At 73.3% G+C, this 16,809-nt stretch carries 12 protein-coding genes; 1 reads left to right on the forward strand and 11 read right to left on the reverse strand.

The window, feature by feature from the left end; all coding sequences use genetic code 11:
* Positions 1–328: 328 nt before the first annotated feature.
* From aceE to ACWC9R_RS30100, 6 genes are all read right to left on the reverse strand, one after another.
* Positions 329–3,001 carry a pyruvate dehydrogenase (acetyl-transferring), homodimeric type gene (gene aceE / locus ACWC9R_RS30075; RefSeq protein ID WP_450736199.1) on the reverse strand — a complete coding sequence of 891 codons (2,673 nt, stop codon included), beginning with the start codon at positions 2,999–3,001 and terminating at the stop codon, positions 329–331.
* Between the two features lie 262 nt (positions 3,002–3,263).
* Positions 3,264–3,887 (reverse strand): GntR family transcriptional regulator, encoded by a 624-nt coding sequence (locus ACWC9R_RS30080; RefSeq protein WP_450736201.1) that lies wholly within the window; start codon positions 3,885–3,887, stop codon positions 3,264–3,266.
* 175 nt (positions 3,888–4,062) lie between these two features.
* Positions 4,063–5,805, reverse strand: a complete 1,743-nt coding sequence (gene sucB, locus ACWC9R_RS30085) for a 2-oxoglutarate dehydrogenase, E2 component, dihydrolipoamide succinyltransferase (protein WP_450736203.1) — start codon at positions 5,803–5,805, stop codon at positions 4,063–4,065.
* Positions 5,806–5,861: 56 nt separating this feature from the next.
* Complete coding sequence (gene lpdA / locus ACWC9R_RS30090; RefSeq protein WP_450736205.1) at positions 5,862–7,250, reverse strand: dihydrolipoyl dehydrogenase; 1,389 nt, start codon at positions 7,248–7,250, stop codon at positions 5,862–5,864.
* A gap of 390 nt (positions 7,251–7,640) precedes the next feature.
* Entirely contained in the window at positions 7,641–9,170 is a 1,530-nt protein-coding gene (locus tag ACWC9R_RS30095) for a leucyl aminopeptidase (RefSeq protein ID WP_450736207.1), read from the reverse strand.
* 197 nt (positions 9,171–9,367) lie between these two features.
* On the reverse strand, positions 9,368–10,162 hold the full coding sequence (locus ACWC9R_RS30100; protein ID WP_450736209.1) for an adenosylcobinamide-GDP ribazoletransferase: 795 nt from the start codon (positions 10,160–10,162) through the stop codon (positions 9,368–9,370).
* A gap of 108 nt (positions 10,163–10,270) precedes the next feature.
* On the opposite strand from ACWC9R_RS30100, the gene ACWC9R_RS30105 reads away from it, so the two are divergent.
* Positions 10,271–11,008, forward strand: coding sequence for a hypothetical protein (locus tag ACWC9R_RS30105; protein ID WP_450736211.1), 738 nt, complete (start codon positions 10,271–10,273; stop codon positions 11,006–11,008).
* Here ACWC9R_RS30105 and ACWC9R_RS30110 read toward each other — a convergent pair.
* The 5 genes from ACWC9R_RS30110 to ACWC9R_RS30130 form a co-directional block, all read right to left on the reverse strand.
* Complete coding sequence (locus ACWC9R_RS30110) at positions 10,939–11,718, reverse strand: hypothetical protein (RefSeq protein ID WP_450736213.1); 780 nt, start codon at positions 11,716–11,718, stop codon at positions 10,939–10,941. The two genes, ACWC9R_RS30105 and ACWC9R_RS30110, sit on opposite strands and share 70 nt — an antisense overlap.
* Positions 11,715–13,478: a phosphatidylglycerol lysyltransferase domain-containing protein gene (locus ACWC9R_RS30115; protein ID WP_450736214.1), complete on the reverse strand. Its 1,764-nt coding sequence runs from the start codon at positions 13,476–13,478 to the stop codon at positions 11,715–11,717. The genes ACWC9R_RS30110 and ACWC9R_RS30115 overlap by 4 nt, the downstream gene beginning before the upstream one ends.
* 141 nt (positions 13,479–13,619) lie before the next feature.
* Positions 13,620–14,666, reverse strand: coding sequence for a nicotinate-nucleotide--dimethylbenzimidazole phosphoribosyltransferase (cobT, locus tag ACWC9R_RS30120; protein WP_450736216.1), 1,047 nt, complete (start codon positions 14,664–14,666; stop codon positions 13,620–13,622).
* Between the two features lie 16 nt (positions 14,667–14,682).
* Entirely contained in the window at positions 14,683–15,429 is a 747-nt protein-coding gene (locus tag ACWC9R_RS30125; protein ID WP_450736218.1) for a class I SAM-dependent methyltransferase, read from the reverse strand.
* A gap of 62 nt (positions 15,430–15,491) precedes the next feature.
* Positions 15,492–16,772, reverse strand: a complete 1,281-nt coding sequence (locus tag ACWC9R_RS30130; protein ID WP_450736220.1) for a bifunctional adenosylcobinamide kinase/adenosylcobinamide-phosphate guanylyltransferase — start codon at positions 16,770–16,772, stop codon at positions 15,492–15,494.
* Between the last annotated feature and the right edge of the window lie 37 nt (positions 16,773–16,809).

Here is a 16,809-nt window from a genome sequence, read left to right on the forward strand (position 1 = left end):
GACCCGGAGCGAACAACGGGGCGAAGAACCTCTGGGACCAGCATCGCCCGCGCCGAGGACGGCTTACCGGGCGTCCCCTCCGACCCACCACCCACCACGCGTAGGCGAACCGGCCCCAGCCACCGGCAACCCGTAAACCGACAAACCGGCCACAAGGAAATCCCGGCCCGGCCGTAGTCAGGGCGTGACCGGCCGGGCCGGTGGTGGGTTCCCGTGCGGAGGCCCCGGGCGCGGGATGGTGGCCTCCGCACGGGAGATCGGGTGCCCCTGAGGGGCGAGGGGCGGCCGGCCGCCGCCAAGGGGTCATCGGCCGCGGCGCGGCCGTGACTCAGAGGCCGTAGCGCTCCTTGGCCTCCTTGACGGTCTCCGACTTGACCTCGCCGCGGCGGGCCAGGGCGGCCAGGGCCTGGACGACGACCGACTGCGGGTCGACGCCGAAGTGCCGGCGGGCCGCCTCGCGGGTGTCGGACAGGCCGAAGCCGTCGGTGCCGATGGAGGTCCAGTCCTGGTCGACCCAGGGGGCGATCTGGTCGGGGACCGCGCGCATCCAGTCGCTGACCGCGACGACCGGGCCGGGGGCGCCGGCCAGTGCGCGGGTGACGTACGGGATGCGGTCCTCGCCGTCCAGGCGGGCGGCGTCGCACTCCAGGGCGTCCCGGCGCAGCTCCGTCCAGGACGGCGCCGACCAGACGTCCGCGGCCACGCTCCAGTCGTCGGCCAGCAGCTGCTGTGCCTCCAGGGCCCAGTGGATGGCGGTGCCGGAGGCCAGCAGCTGGAGCTGCGGGCTGTCGGCCTCGGGGCGGGTGCCCTCGTTGAAGCGGTACAGGCCCTTGAGGATGCCCTCCTCGACGCCCTCCGGCATGGCCGGCTGGACCTTGGTCTCGTTGTAGACCGTGAGGTAGTAGAAGACGTCCTCGGCGTCGGGGCCGTACATCCGGCGCAGGCCCTCCTTGACGATGACCGCGACCTCGTAGGCGAAGGCCGGGTCGTAGGAGAGCGCCGCCGGGTTGGTGGAGGCGATCAGGTGCGAGTGGCCGTCGGCGTGCTGGAGGCCCTCGCCGGTCATCGTCGTCCGGCCCGCGGTGGCTCCGATGACGAAGCCGCGGCCCAACTGGTCGGCCAGCGCCCAGAACTGGTCGGCGGTGCGCTGCCAGCCGAACATCGAGTAGAAGATGTAGAAGGGGATCATCGGCTCGCCGTGCGTCGCGTAGGACGTCGCGGCGGCGGTGAAGTCGGCGAGCGAACCGGCCTCGGTGATGCCCTCGTTGAGGATCTGGCCGTCCTTGGCTTCCTTGTACCAGAGGAGCTGGTCACGGTCGACCGGGTCGTACGTCGCGCCCTTGGGGGAGTAGAGGCCGGCCGTCGGGAAGAGGGACTCCATGCCGAAGGTGCGGGCCTCGTCGGGGACGATGGGGACCCAGCGCTTGCCGGTCTCCTTGTCCCGCATCAGGTCCTTGACCAGCCGGACGAACGCCATGGTGGTGGCGATCTCCTGGCTGCCGGAGCCCTTCTTCAGGGCGTCGAAGGTCTTGTCGGCGGGCATCGGCAGCGGCTTGGCGGCGACCTTGCGGGCGGGGGCCGGGCCGTCGAGGGCGGCGCGCCGTTCGCGCAGGTAGACCATCTCGGGGGAGTCGTCGGCCGGGCGCCAGTACGGCACCTGGTCGCCCTCCAGCGCGCTGTCGGGGATGGGGAGTTCGAGGACGTCACGCATGGTGCGGAACTCCGCCATGGTGAGCTTCTTCATCTGGTGGTTGGCGTTGCGGGACTCGAAGCCCGTGCCGAGGGTGTAGCCCTTGACGGTCTGCGCCAGGATGACCGTCGGCGCGCCCTGGTGCTCGACGGCGGCCCGGTAGGCGGCGTACACCTTGCGCGGCTCGTGGCCGGCGCGGGAGGTCTGGAACAGCTCCAGCAGCTTGGCGTCGCTGAGGCGGCTGGCGAGCGCGCGCAGCGACTCGTTGGCGCCGAAGAAGTGCTCGCGCAGGTAGGCGGCGTCACGGGTGGCGTACGTCTGGAACTGCGCGTCGGGGGTCTCGCCGAGGCGGCGGATCAGGGCGCCGTCGGTGTCCAGGGCGAAGATCTCGTCCCAGGCCTGGCCCCACAGCGACTTGACGACGTTCCAGCCGGCCGCGCGGAACTGGGCCTCCAGCTCCTGCACGATCTTGAAGTTGGGGCGGACGGGACCGTCGAGGCGCTGCAGGTTGCAGTTGATGACGAAGGTCAGGTTGTCCAGGCCCTCACGGCCGGCCAGCGCCAGGGCGGCGGTCGACTCGGGCTCGTCCATCTCGCCGTCGCCCAGGAAGGCCCAGACGTGGGAGTTGGCGGTGTCCTTGATGCCGCGGTGCTCCAGGTAGCGGTTGAAGCGCGCCTGGTAGATCGCGGAGAGCGGGCCGAGGCCCATGGAGACGGTGGGGAACTCCCACAGCCAGGGCAGCCGCCGCGGGTGCGGGTAGGAGGGCAGGCCCTCGCCGCCGGTCTCCTGGCGGAAGTGGTCGAGGTGGTCCTCGGTGAGCCGGCCTTCGAGGAAGGCGCGGGCGTAGACGCCGGGGGAGGCGTGGCCCTGGATGTAGAGCTGGTCGCCGCTGCCGTCACCTTCCTTGCCGCGGAAGAAGTGCTGGAAGCCGGTCTCGTAGAGCCAGGCGGCGGAGGCGAAGGTGGCGATGTGGCCGCCGAGGCCCAGCGCGGAGCCGCGGGTGACCATCGCGGCGGCGTTCCAGCGGTTCCAGGCGGTGATCCTGGCCTCCATCGCCTCGTCGCCCGGGAAGGCGGGCTCGGCGGAGGTCGGGATGGTGTTGACGTAGTCCGTCTCCAGGAGGGACGGCAGGGCGGTGCCCTCGGTGAGCGCGGTGTGCTCCAGGGCCCGGCGCATCAGGTAGGCGGCGCGGTGCGGGCCCGCTGCCTCGGTGACGGCGTCGAGCGACTCGCGCCACTCGGCGGTCTCCTCGGGGTCGCGGTCCGGGAGCTGGTCGAGCTGGCTGTACGGCAGACGCACGGGATCGGGCATGGGTGGCCCCTTTCCGGACGGGAGGTAGCTCGGGGGTGCCGTCGGATCGGGCCGCGTCCACAGGGTTGGACGGCGGCCTCGACGACACCCCCTACGAGTTCGGCAGGCAGGGTTGTCGCGCCCCGACAGAGGACGATACGCCCCTGATCGATGATCGATCAACGCTCAAACAAAGAAAACCGCAGGTCGGCACGGGGTGCCGCATTTTCGGGCACCGCGTGCCAGCCCTGCGGAGGGTCCGCGGCGCCCTCCCGGCGCCGCCTCAGACCTGGGGAGCGCAGCTCAGCACATGCGCCTTGAGCACGGTCCCGATCTTCGGATCGCGCCGCCGGAACGCGTCCACGATCTCCTGGTGGTCCTGGGAGTGCGCGCGCGGCTCCGGGCTGAACCAGCGGATCGACAGCGTCGTCCAGACCTCGATGCCCAGCGACTCCCAGGTGTGCAGCAGGACGGCGTTCCCGGCCGCCCGCACGATCTCCCGGTGGAAGGCGACCGTGTGCCGCACCTGCGCCTCCCCGTCGCCCGCCAGGTCCGCCGCGCGCAGCGCCGCCACCTCCCGCTCCAGCGCCCCGGTGTCCTCGGCCAGCCGTCCCGCGGCCAGTTCGGCGGCCACCTGCTCCAGCCCGGCCCGCACCGGGTAGCTCTCCTTGAGGTCGTCGGCGGTCAGATTCCGCACCCGTACGCCCTTGTTCGGCGCCGACTCGATCAGCTGCAGCGACTCCAGCTCGCGCAGCGCCTCCCGTACGGGCGTCTGGCTGACCTCCAGCTCCACCGCGATCCGCCGCTCCACGATCCGCTCACCCGGCTGCCAGCGGCCGCTGACGATCCCCTCGAGGATGTGCTCGCGGATCTGCTCGCGCAGCGAATGGACGACCGGCGGGGTCATGAGGTGCTCCTTCAGAGCGGTGGGTGGCAGGAGGGCCATTATCCGGGAGGCGCGGGGGGACCGGGACGGGTCCTGGCGCGCCCCGTCCCTGCCCCGGGGACGCAAAAGGGCCGGCCCCGGCTCGTACGAACCGGGGCCGGCCCCTAGGACACGCCTGCTGCGTGACCGCCGGGACTCAGAGACCGATCTCGGTCTCGAACTCCGCGGCCTCCAGGATCTGCTTGACCGTGGTCAGGTAGCGGGCGGCGTCGGCGCCGTCCACCAGACGGTGGTCGTAGGAGAGCGCGAGGTAGGTCATGTCGCGCACCGCGATGGTCTCGCCGAGGTCCGGGTGGTTGATGACCACCGGGCGCTTGACGGTGGCACCGATGCCCAGGATGCCGACCTGGTTCGGGGGCACGATGACGGTGTCGAACAGGGCGCCGCGCGAACCGGTGTTGCTGATGGTGAAGGTCGCACCGGACAGCTCGTCCGGCGTGATCTTGTTCGCGCGGACCTTGCCCGCCAGGTCCGCCGTCTTGCGGGCGATACCGGCGATGTTGAGGTCACCGGCGTCCTTGATGACCGGGGTCATCAGGCCCTTCTCCGCGTCCACCGCGATACCGACGTTCTCGGTGTCGAAGTAGGTGATCGTGCCCTCGTCCTCGTTGATCCGGGCGTTGACGACCGGGTGGGCCTTCAGCGCCTGGACCGCGGCCTTGACGAAGAACGGCATCGGGGAGAGCTTGACGCCCTCACGCTGCGCGAACCCGTCCTTGGCCTGGTTGCGCATCCGCATGATCTTGGTGATGTCCACCTCGACCACGGAGGTCAGCTGCGCCTGGCTGTGCAGGGCCTTCATCATGTTGTCGCCGATGACCTTGCGCATCCGCGGCATCTTGACGGTCTGACCGCGCAGCGGCGACGCCTCGATGGCCGGGCCCGTCGACTTGGCAGCCGCGGCGGGGGCGGCGGCCGGCGCGGCGGCCTTGGCGGCCTCGGCGGCGGCGATGACGTCCTGCTTGCGGATACGGCCACCGACGCCGGTGCCCTTGACGGTGGCCAGGTCGACGCCGTTCTCGGCGGCGAGCTTGCGCACCAGCGGGGTGACGTACGCGCCCTCACCGGCGGCCGGAGCCGGGGCGGCGGGGGCGGCCGGGGCCGGAGCGGCCGGAGCCGGCGCGGGGGCCGGAGCCGGGGCGGCGGGCGCCGGGGCGGCGGCAGCCGGAGCGGGCGCCGGGGCCGGGGTGGGCTCCGGAGCGGGCGCGGCGGCGGGGGCCGGAGCGGCCGGAGCCGGGGCGGCGGCCGGGGCCGCACCGGCGGCACCGATGACGCCGAGCTTGGCGCCGACCTCGGCGGTCTCGTCCTCGCCGACCACGATCTCCAGCAGGGTGCCGGAGGCCGGCGCCGGGATCTCGGTGTCGACCTTGTCGGTGGAGACCTCCAGCAGCGGCTCGTCGGCCGAGACCTCCTCGCCGACCTCCTTCAGCCAGCGGGTGACGGTGCCCTCGGTGACGCTCTCACCGAGCGCGGGGAGGACGACGTCCGTGCCCTCGGCGCCGCCCGCGGGGGCAGCGGCGGGGGCGGGGGCCTCGCCGGCCGGAGCCGGCTCGGGCTCGGGCTCGGGCTCGGGCTCGGGCTGCGGCTCGGCCGCGGGCGCCTCGGCGGCGGCCGGGGCCGCCTCGGCAGCCGGCGCACCGGTGCCGTCGTCGATGACGGCCAGCTCGGCGCCGACCTCCACGGTCTCGTCCTCGGCCACCTTGATGGCGGTCAGGACGCCGGAAGCGGGGGCCGGGATCTCGGTGTCGACCTTGTCGGTCGACACCTCGAGCAGCGGCTCGTCGGCCTCGACGCGCTCGCCTTCGGCCTTCAGCCAGCGAGTGACGGTGCCCTCGGTGACGCTCTCGCCGAGCGCCGGCAGGGTTACGGAAACCGCCATGGTTTCAGTTGCTCCTTACAAGTATGGTGCGGATGTGGTCGCGCCCGGGACTGGGGTCAGTCGTGGGAGTGGAGAGGCTTGCCGGCCAGGGCCAGGTGGGCCTCGCCGAGCGCCTCGTTCTGCGTCGGGTGCGCGTGCACGAGCTGCGCAACCTCGGCCGGCAGGGCCTCCCAGTTGTAGACCAGCTGGGCCTCACCGACCTGCTCGCCCATACGGTCACCGACCATGTGGACGCCGACCACGGCACCGTCCTTGACCTGGACGAGCTTGATCTCGCCCGTGGTCTTGAGGATCTTGCTCTTGCCGTTGCCCGCGAGGTTGTACTTCAGAGCGACGACCTTGTCGGCGCCGTACAGCTCCTTGGCCTTGGCCTCGGTGATACCCACCGAAGCGACCTCGGGGTGGCAGTACGTCACGCGCGGCACGCCGTCGTAGTCGATCGGCACGGTCTTCTGACCGGCCAGCCGCTCCGCCACCAGCATGCCCTCGGCGAAGCCGACGTGCGCGAGCTGGAGGGTGGGAACGAGGTCACCGACGGCCGAGATGGTCGGCACGTTGGTCTGCATGTACTCGTCGACCAGGACGTAGCCGCGGTCCATCGCGACGCCCTGCTCCTCGTAGCCCAGGCCCGCCGAGACCGGCCCGCGGCCGATCGCGACCAGCAGCACCTCGGCCTCGAAGGTCTTGCCGTCGGCGAGGGTGACCTTCACGCCGTCGGCGGTGTACTCGGCCTTGTCGAAGAAGGTGCCGAGGTTGAACTTGATGCCCCGCTTGCGGAAGGCCCGCTCCAGCAGCTTGGAGCTGTTCTCGTCCTCGACCGGGACGAGGTGCTTGAGGCCCTCGACGACGGTGACGTCGGTGCCGAAGGACTTCCACGCGGAGGCGAACTCGACGCCGATGACGCCGCCGCCCAGCACGATCGCGGACTTCGGCACGCGGTTCAGCGTCAGCGCGTGGTCGGAGGAGATGATGCGGTCGCCGTCGATCTCCAGGCCCGGCAGCGACTTCGGCACGGAGCCGGTCGCCAGCAGGACGTGGCGGCCCTGGACACGCTGGCCGTTGACATCGACGGAGGTCGGCGAGGACAGCCGGCCCTCGCCCTCGATGTAGGTCACCTTGCGGGAGGCGATCAGACCCTGCAGGCCCTTGTACAGACCCGAGATGACCTCGTCCTTGTACTTGTGGACCGCGTCGATGTCGATGCCCTCGAAGGTGGCCTTGACACCGAACTGCTCGCTCTCCCGAGCCTGGTCGGCGATCTCACCGGCGTGCAGCAGTGCCTTGGTGGGGATGCAGCCGTTGTGCAGGCAGGTACCGCCGACCTTGCCCTTCTCGATCAGGGCGACGTCCAGGCCCAGCTGCGCCCCGCGCAGGGCAGCGGCGTAACCACCGCTACCGCCTCCGAGGATCACTAGGTCGAAAACGGTGCTGGCGTCGTTCGCCACGTCACGTCCTCCATGCATGGGTACGCCGGAGCCGGTCTCCGATGACCGGGCGGCGGCTGTGGTTCGGCCGCTTTTACTTCGGCCCTGGGTAAGGGGGGCCCTGTCCTGCCGAGAACCCATCTTCGCACTTGTTCCGTGAAGCCGGGACGGCGGGCCGGGCTGTGGGACGGCGATCAGCCGCCCCGTACGGGTTACTGATGCGTACGAAATGTGCGGCACCGCGCTGCGCCGCCGGGGCGGGGCGGTGGCGGGAAACGCGTGGACGTACGGATTTCGTCGAGGGCGAACGCGGGGCGGCCGCGCGGCGCCCGCGTGCCGACGGCCCCGGGCGGGCTGCCCGGGGCCGTGGCGGATATCACGGGCGACGGCGGGGGAGGCCCCGCCCGGCCGTCAGCCCAGGTCGCCCGCGGCGGTGCGCTCCGCGAGCCGGACCAGGGTGCGTACCGCGGAGCCCGTGCCGCCCTTGGGCGTGTAGCCCCAGGGCGCGCCCTCGTGGTAGGCCGGGCCCGCGATGTCCAGGTGCGCCCAGGGGATGCCCTCGCCGACGAACTCCTTGAGGAAGAGCCCGGCGACCAGGCCGCCGCCCATCCGCTCGCCCATGTTGGCGAGGTCGGCGACCGGGGAGTCCATGCCCTTGCGCAGCTCGGACGGCATCGGCATCGGCCAGGACTGCTCGCCGACCTCCTCGGCGATCTCGTGGACCGAGGTACGGAAAGCGTCGTCGTTGGCCATGATCCCGAAGGTGCGGTGGCCCAGGGCCAGCACCATGGCACCGGTCAGGGTGGCGACGTCCACGATCGCGTCCGGCGACTCCTCCGAGGCGCGGGTCAGCGCGTCGGCCAGGACCAGGCGGCCCTCGGCGTCGGTGTTGAGCACCTCGACCGTCTTGCCGCTGTACATGGTCAGCACGTCACCGGGACGGGTGGCGGAGCCGGACGGCATGTTCTCGGCGAGCGCCAGCCAGCCGGTGACGTTCACCTCCAGGCCCAGCCGGGCGGCGGCGACGACCGCGGCGAACACCGCGGCCGCGCCGCTCATGTCGCACTTCATGGTCTCGTTGTGGCCGGCCGGCTTGAGCGAGATGCCGCCCGAGTCGTAGGTGATGCCCTTGCCGACCAGCGCCAGGGTCTTGGCGGCCTTGGAGTGGGTGTACGCGATCCGCACCAGCCGCGGCGGGGTCTGCGAGCCCTGGCCGACGCCCATCAGGCCGCCGTAGCCGCCCTTCTTCAGCGCCTTCTCGTCCAGCACCTCGACCTTGAGGCCGAACTCCTTGGCCGCGGCCTGTGCCTCGGCGGCGAACGACTTCGGGTCGAGGTCGTTGGGCGGCAGGTTGATCAGGTCGCGGGCGCGGTTGATCTCGTCGGCCAGCGCCAGGGAGCGCGCGGCGGCGGCCTTGAACTCCTTGTCGCGCGGCTTGGTGCCCAGGAGCGCGACCTCCCCGAGCGGCGCCGACTTGGCGTCGTTCTTCTTGCCGCCCTTGGCGTTCTCACGGGAGGCGGCGTAGGAGTACGCGCCGAGCAGGGCGCCCTCGCTCACCGCGGCGGCCGCCTCGGCGTCCTCGACGGGCAGGGCGAAGCCGGCCTTCTTGCTGCCGGACAGGGCGCGGGCGGCGCTGCCCGCGGCGCGCCGCAGCGCCTCGTGGCCGTAGCCGTCGCCCTTGGCCGGCACCTCGCCGAGGCCGGCCGCCACCACGACCGGCGCCTTGAGGCCGTCCGCGGCGGGCAGCTTGGTCACCTCGCCCTCGGCACCACTCGCGCCGAGGGTCTCCAGCACGGTGGCGAGCTTGCCGCCGAAGGCCTTGTCCACGGCTTCCGCGCCGGGGGCGACGACGACGCCCTTGGCGCCCTTGGCCACGCCGACGACGACGGCATCCGCACGCAGCGTCGCGGCGGAAGAAGTACTGAGGGTCAGTGCAGTCACGGTGATGAGGGTCCTGTTCCGTCCGGGGAATCCGTCTGCGCGCAGCGCGCTGCTCGGCTGAGCCTACGCTCGGTGGCGCCACAAGGCCCGTCCGATAGCACACCGGCACATAAGGGTGCCCCGGCAGTTGCCCGCATACCGGGTGAACCGGCCGTCCGCGGACGCCGGTTGGGCGGGCGGAAGGGGCGGCGCGCGTGCTAACCGAGCGTCAGCACGACCAGTGCCGTGAGCCCCGCGCTCTCCGCGAGCGCCCCGAACACATCGCCGGTCACCCCGCCGAACCGCCGCCGGCAGTGCCGGAGCACCAGCTCGCCCAGCCCGAGGCCGCACAGCGCCGCGAGCCCGGTGTGCAGCGCGCCGTACGGGCCGGAGCCGGCACCGGCCGCCGCGCACCCGGCGGCCACCAGCAGCGCGCACAGCAGCGCCGCCCGCGCCGGGACGGTGCCCGCGACCGCCGCGCCGAGCCCCTCAGGGCGGGCGGCCGGCACCCCCGTACGCGAGGCGAGGGTCAGCGCACAGCGCGCGGTGACCGCCGCGACGGCCGCCGCGACGGCGCCGGGCACCCAGCCGTCCGCGAACAGTTCGGACAGCGCGGCCACCTGGGCCAGCAGGGCGAACAGCAGCGTGATCACCCCGAACGGGCCGATGTCGGACTGCTTCATGATGCGCAGCGCGTCCTCGGCTGGTTTGCCGCTGCCCAGGCCGTCGGCGGTGTCGGCGAGGCCGTCCAGATGCAGTCCGCGGGTGAGCACGGCGGGCACCACGGCGGAGGCGACCGCGGCGAGCAGTGGCCCGCCGCCGAGCGCCAGCAGCGCCCCGCCGGCCGCGGCCGCGCACAGCCCGACGACCAGCCCGGCCAGCGGCGCGCAGAGCATTCCGCCGCGCGCCGCCGCCCGGTCCCAGCGGGTGACGCGGACCGGCAGCACGGTCAGCGTGCCGAACGCGAAGCGCAGGGCGTCGGACGGGGCCAGGGGAGCGGGGGTCTCGGTCACCGCGGCAGGCTATCCGGGCGTCCACCGCGTTTGACTGCCGGTTCCGGCCGGCCGGACAGGGCCTAATGGTGGCTATGTGTCCTTACGCGACAAAGGGGAGCGTGTGGGATGGGCCACTGGTGGTACCGCAACATCGTCGAGCCGGGGAAGCTGCCGCTGCTGCTCGCGCTCGCCTCGTTCGTGCTGACCTTCCTGGTGACCCGGGCCGTCACCCGCCTCATCCGCGCGGGCCGGGGGCCGTTCCGCAACGTCACCCCGGGCGGGGTCCATATCCACCATGTCGTCCCCGGCGTGGTGCTGATGGTCGTCGGCGGGTTCATCGGGCTGGCCGGTGCCCGGCGCGGCTTCGGCACCGGCGTCGCCGCGGTGCTGTTCGGGATGGGTGTGGGCCTCGTGCTGGACGAGTTCGCGCTCATCCTGCACCTGGACGACGTGTACTGGACCGAGGAGGGGACCAAGAGCGTCGAGATCGTCATCCTCACCGTCGCCCTGGTCGCCCTGGTCCTCGGCGGCTTCCTGCCGTTCGGCGTCAACGAACTCAGCCCGGATGAGGAGACCGACCGCTTCACGGTCGTGCGGACCGTGGCCGTCAACTTCCTCTTCGCGGTCGTCGCCCTGCTCAAGGGCAAGGGCCGGATCGCGGTCATCGGGGTGTTCGTGCCGTTCGTCGCGGTCTTCGGCGCGGTCCGCCTGGCCCGGCCCAACTCGCCCTGGGCCAGGCGCTGCTACCGCAACCGCCCGAAGGCGCGGGCCCGCGCCCGGGTCCGCGCCTACCGTCACGACCGCCGCTGGTCGTCGGTGCGCCGCAAGGTCGAGGACTTCGTCGGGGGCGCGCCGAGCCGCTGACCCGCCGGGCGCCGCCGCAGCTCCCGCACCCCGCACAGCACCAGCACCGCCAGCACCGCCGCGATGTGCTCCTTGCCCGCGAGGTTGTTCTTGATGGACACCACCTCGACGACCATCGCCACCACCACCGCGGCACAGGTGAACCAGGCGCGGTAGCGCCAGCACACGAACACCGCCAGCCCCACCACGGCCGCCGACGGCCCGGTGTCGATGACGTACTTGTCCGAGTCGGGCAGCCCCACCGGGCTCACCGGGCCGATCCAGATGCCGATCCGGGCGTACATCGTCCCGGCGAGCGTGGCCAGGTAGGCGACGGCCAGTAGCTGCCGCCGCCCCACACAGATCTCGGCGATCCCGAAGACCACCAGGATCTGCGCCAGGGCACCCCACACCGGCAGGTCCAGCGCAGGCACGAACAGCGACAGCGGGGTGCGCAGCAGCGCCAGCCACAGATGCTCGTCGGCCTGTACGGAGCCGATGTCCTGGACGGCCCGGTAGCCCCAGGCCTGGTTCTGCACGAACTGGAGGACCAGGGTCAGCCCCACCGCGGTGAGCGTCAGCGGGATCGCCCGCAGCCGCGAGGCGGCGAGCGCGGACCGTACCGTCCGCAGCAGCCGTCCCCACTCGGCGCACGCGGCACGGCGCAGGACGGGCACCGCTCCCCGGGCCGGCACGGCCCCCTCCCGCGGCCCCGCACCGGCCGAACTCATCTCACGTTCTCCAGGTGCTTGCGGTTCAGCCACTTGGGCAGGCCGGGTGCTTCCAGAAAGCCCTCCGCACGGCCCGCGGCGATTCCGATGCGCAGCAGATCGGTGCTCTTTCCGAAGAGCATGTACCGCGGCTCCCAGATCGGCCGGTATTTCGCGTTGGCGCGATAGAGCGATTCGATCTGCCACCACCGGGAGAAGAAGCTGAGCAGCGAGCGCCACAGGCGCAGCACCGGGCCCGCACCGAGCCGCGATCCGCGTTCGAAGACGGAACGGAACATCGCGAAGTTGAGCGAGAGCTGCGTGACCTCCACCTCTTTCGCCCGCTGGATCAACTCCAGCACCATGAACTCCATCAGCCCGTTCTCGGAGTTCCGGTCCCGCCGCATCAGATCCAGCGAAAGGCCCTTCGCACCCCACGGCACGAAGCTGAGCAGCGCCCGCAGTTCACCGGGCCCCTCCCCGCTGCCGCCGTCCCGGCATTCGAGCATCACGCAGCGCCCGTCGCCCGGGTCGCCGAGCCGGCCCAGCGCCATCGAGAAACCGCGCTCGGTCTCCCCGTCGCGCCAGTCGTCGGCCAGCCGCAGCAGCCGGTCCATCTCCGGGGCGGGGATGTCCTCGTGGCGCCGGATGGTGACCGTGTACCCGGCCCGCTTGATGCGGTTGTAGGCCTGCCGCACGGTGCGCATCGCCCGGCCGTCGAGGGTGAACTCCGCGGTCTCCACGATCGCTTCGTCGCCCAGCTCCAGCGCGTCCAGGCCGTGCCGGGCGTAGATCGTGCCGCCCTCCTCGCTCGCCCCCATCACCGCCGGCGCCCAGCCGTGCTCCCGCGCCTCGGCCAGCCACACCTCGATCGCCCCCGGCCAGGCCTCCGGGTCGCCCAGCGGATCGCCGGAGGCCAGCGACACCCCGCCCACCACGCGGTAGGTGACGGCGGCCTTGCCGCTGGGGGAGAACAGCACGCTCTTGTCGCGGCGCAGCGCGAAGTAGCCCAGCGAATCGCGGTCGCCGTGCCGCGCTAGGAGGGCCCGCAGCCGCTCCTCGTCGTCCGCGGTGAGCGCCTCGGTGCTCCGTACGGACCGGAACGCCGCCCACAGGACGGCGACCAGCAGCAGCGCGCTCAGCACGTTGATCGCGGCGTTGACCCAGTTCGGGGTGGCGATCTCCGGGAACGCGCGGTCGTCGGCGGCCAGCGACACCAGCCGCATCAGGCCGTAGCGCCAGCGCTGCACGAAGGTCGAGGAGCCCGCCGCGGTGTTGGTGACGGTCACCAGCAGCGCCGCGAGCAGCGAGGCGGCCAGCAGACCGCCGGCCGCGACCGCCGCCGCCAGCTTCGGATTCGCCCGGTCGCCCTTCGCGGAGAACTCCCGGCGCCCGGCCACCAGTGCGGCGGCGAACAGCACGGTCAGTCCCAGCGACACCCAGTTCTGCAGATGTCCGCGGAACTCCGGGGCCGCCACCATCGCCCAGGCGAACAGCAGCGCCAGCAGCCCGGACAGCGCCAGATTCAGAATCCACGCCGCCCGCTTTCCCCGCCGCAGGGTGACCGACAGGAAGAGCGAGAAGGCGCCGGAGGCGAATCCCGCCGTGAGCAGATACGGAGTGAAGAATTCCGCGCTGTTGTGCCGGCGGATATCACTCCCGAACGACACCCACACCGCACTCAGCACATTGATGAAGGTGACCGTGCGCAGATACCAGATGCCGAACGCGGCACCACGCTGTGACCATGAGCCGCGCGCGCGGCCTTCGTCCGGACTCAACCGATGTCTCCCATAAACCGTGTAAAGCGCGATCTTATGGGGCGCCGCCGGGTGGTCCGGTACGGGCGGGAAGTGAGCGCCCGGATTCCGGGCGCCCGTCCGTGCGCTTCCTCCTGAGCCGGCCGCGTGGGCCGGCTCCGGTCAGTCGCGTACGGGCAGCTCTGCCGCCAGGGCCGCGGCCGCCTGCACCAGTGGCAGGGCCAGCAGCGCCCCCGTCCCCTCACCCGCAGTGACGCCATGGTCGAGCAGAGGGTTGAGTGCGATCCGGTCCAGCGCCTTGGCCTGCGCCGGCTCCCCGCTCGCCTGCCCGGCCAGCCACCAGTCCGGCGCCCGGAACGCCACCCGCTGCGCCACCAGCGCACAGGCCGCCGAGACCACCCCGTCCAGGATCACCGGGGTCCGGCGCACCGCGCTCTGCAGCAGGAAGCCGGTGATCGCGGTCAGATCCGCGCCGCCGACCGTGGCCAGCAGCTCCAGCTGGTCGCCGAGCACCGGACGGGCCCGCCGCAGGGCGTCGCGGACCGCCGCGCACTTGCGCATCCACGCCAGGTCGTCGATCCCGGCGCCGCCCCGCCCGGTGACCACCGAGGCGTCCGTCCCGCACAGCGCGGCGATCAGCGTGCTCGCGGCCGTCGTCCCGCCGACGCTCAGATCGCCCAGCACCACGAGGTCGGTACCGGCGTCCGCTTCCTCGTCCGCGACGGCCATCCCGGCCCGGAAAGCGGCCTCGGCCTCCTCGGCCGTCAGCGCGTCCTCGGTGTCGATCCGGCCCGAACTCCGGCGTACCCGGTGCCGGGTGACCTCCTCGGGCAGCTCCGCCGGATCGCAGTCCACCGCCAGGTCCACCACGCGCAGCTCCGCGCCGGTGTTCCGCGCCAGCACCGCGGCCGGGCTCGCCCCGTCCAGCACGGCCCGTACGAGATCCCTGGTGCCGCCGGCCGGCCGGGCCGACACCCCCAGCTCCGCCACCCCGTGATCGCCCGCGAACAACAGCACCCGCGGCCGCTCCACCGGCCGCACCGGCACCTGCTGCTGTGCGGCGGCCAGCCACTCACCCAGCTCGTCGAGGCGGCCGAGGGCCCCCGGCGGGACGGCCAGCCGCGCCCGCCGCTCCTCGGCGTCACGGCGCACCCCACCGTCGGGGCGCTCGATCAGATGGGCGAAGTCATCGAGGTTCAGGGCGCTCATTGGGCGCAGATTACCGTCAACGCACCGCTGACGAGGCCCGCCGGGGGGAACCGGCCACCGCGAACCGCACCTCGCACACCAGCGGCGCGAGCGCGCCCAGCACCGGCATCCGGCGCCGCAGCCACTCCGCCGGGCCGTATCGCGCCCACCGCCCCGGCACCCGCACCGGGCCGACCTCCCGCACCGCGACGATCCCCGGATGGGCACCGGCCACCCGCGGCAGTTCGGCACGGTTCAGCCCCCAGCGCACCGGACCCGGCCACCGGCCGCCGCCCGGCCCGGCCGCCCGCCGGGCCAGCGCCATGGCCGGCCGTGGCAGCACGTCAAAAACCAGCGCCCCACCGGGAAACCGCTCCGCGCACACCGCCAGCAGGGCGCGCACCGCGGGCGGCGACAGCCGCATCAGCACCCCCGGGGCGGTGACCACCACCCCGCGCTCCGGCTCCGGCACCGCGTCCAGCCAGCGGTGATCGGTCACCGCGCGGGCGACCGTACGCCGCCGGGCGCCGTCCGGCAGCAGTATCCGGCGCACCGCCGCGGTCTCCGGCGCCACCACCGTCAGCCAGTTGAGCCGCCCGTTGTCCAGCCGCCAGAAGCCGGTGCCGAGCCCCTCCCCGAGCGCGACCACCGTCGCCTCCGGATACCGCGCCAGGTAGGCGCGGACGGCCGCGTCGAAACGCCGCCCGCGCGCCCCCGGCTCCCGGAGGGGCCCCGCTCCCCATCCGCCCGGCGCTTCGCTCTCGGTCCGCTCGGAATCGGTCACGGTCCAAGAGCACTAGGCGCCGCGCCCCCGGGCAAGCGGACACGGGGCCCGCCGGGCCTCCGTCATCCACGCAGCGCAAGCGCCTGGCCCGCGACGACCAGCAGCACCTGCTCGCACTCCGCGCCGAACGCCGCGTTCAGCCGCCCCAGTTCGTCCCGGAACCGCCGGCCCGCCGGGGTCGCCGGGACCACCCCGGAACCGACCTCGTTGCTGACCGCCACCACCCGCCGGTGCGTCGCCCGCACCGCCGCCGCCAGTGCGTCGGTCCGCTCCCGCAGCGCCCGCCGCCCGCCGGCCTCCCAGGTCGCGTCGTCCCACGCCCCGACCTCGTCCATGACATGCGTCAGCCACAGCGCCAGACAGTCGATGAGCAGCGGTGACGCCTCCGCCGGCCGTCCGGCGCCGGGGCCTTCGCCGGGCCCGGCGGCCGTCAGCAGCGGCACCAGGTCGCAGGTCTCGACGGTGCGCCAGCTGCCGGGCCGCCGCTCGCGGTGCAGCGAGACCCGCTGCGCCCAGTCCTCGTCGCCGTCCCGGGTGCCCCCGGTGGCCACGTACACCACGTCGGGGAAGGCCGCGAGCCGCCGCTCCGCCTCCACCGACTTCCCGCTGCGCGCCCCGCCCAGCACCAGCGTGCGTCGCGGCAGATCCGGCACCGCGTGGAACTCGCCGACCACCAGCGTGCTGCCGTCCGCCACCGCGCGGGCGCCCACCGCCGCCAGCCTGCGGTGCAGCTCGGGCCCCGGCGGCACGTCGTGGTCGAGGTGCACCGCCAGCACGTCCGTCGCCGCGTCGACCGCCCCGCTCGCCCGCAGCCTGGCCAGCGCGTCGGGCCGGCCCAGCACGTCGAGCAGCACCAGGTCGTACGGGCCGGTGCCGCCCACGCCCTGGTCAGCGCCGCCCGCCGCCCGGCCGTTCCCCTCGCCCAGTCCGGCCGGGGCCGCGCCCGGCGGCAGGTACAGCAGCCGCTCGCCGTCGGCGCCGGAGACCTCGTAGCCGGTCCCCGGGATGTCCACCGGGACGGCCCGCACCCGGTGCCCGTCGAGCAGCGCCAGCTCCCGCCCGTCCGCGACCCGGCCCGGCGCCGGCAGCCCGGCCGGCACCTCCAGCGCCGGACCGTCGTGCGGATGCGAGAGCAGCACCTGCCGCACGCCCGCCAGCGACCGCCCGGCGCGGGCCGCAGCGAAGGCCGGGCCCGGGGTCAGATCGATCAGCAGCGCGCCGTCGACGAGCAGCGCGGTGGCCGCCCGCGCCTCGTCGCCGACGGCGGTCGCACAGGCGGCACACGGGCAGCCGGGGCGCGGCAGCCCCTGCGGGGCCCCGGTGCCGAGGAGAGTCACGTCCACACCGCCGAGTTTCTCGCGTCCCTGCCCGGCGGGCGCG

This window comes from Streptomyces sp. NPDC001219 (genome assembly GCF_053597915.1).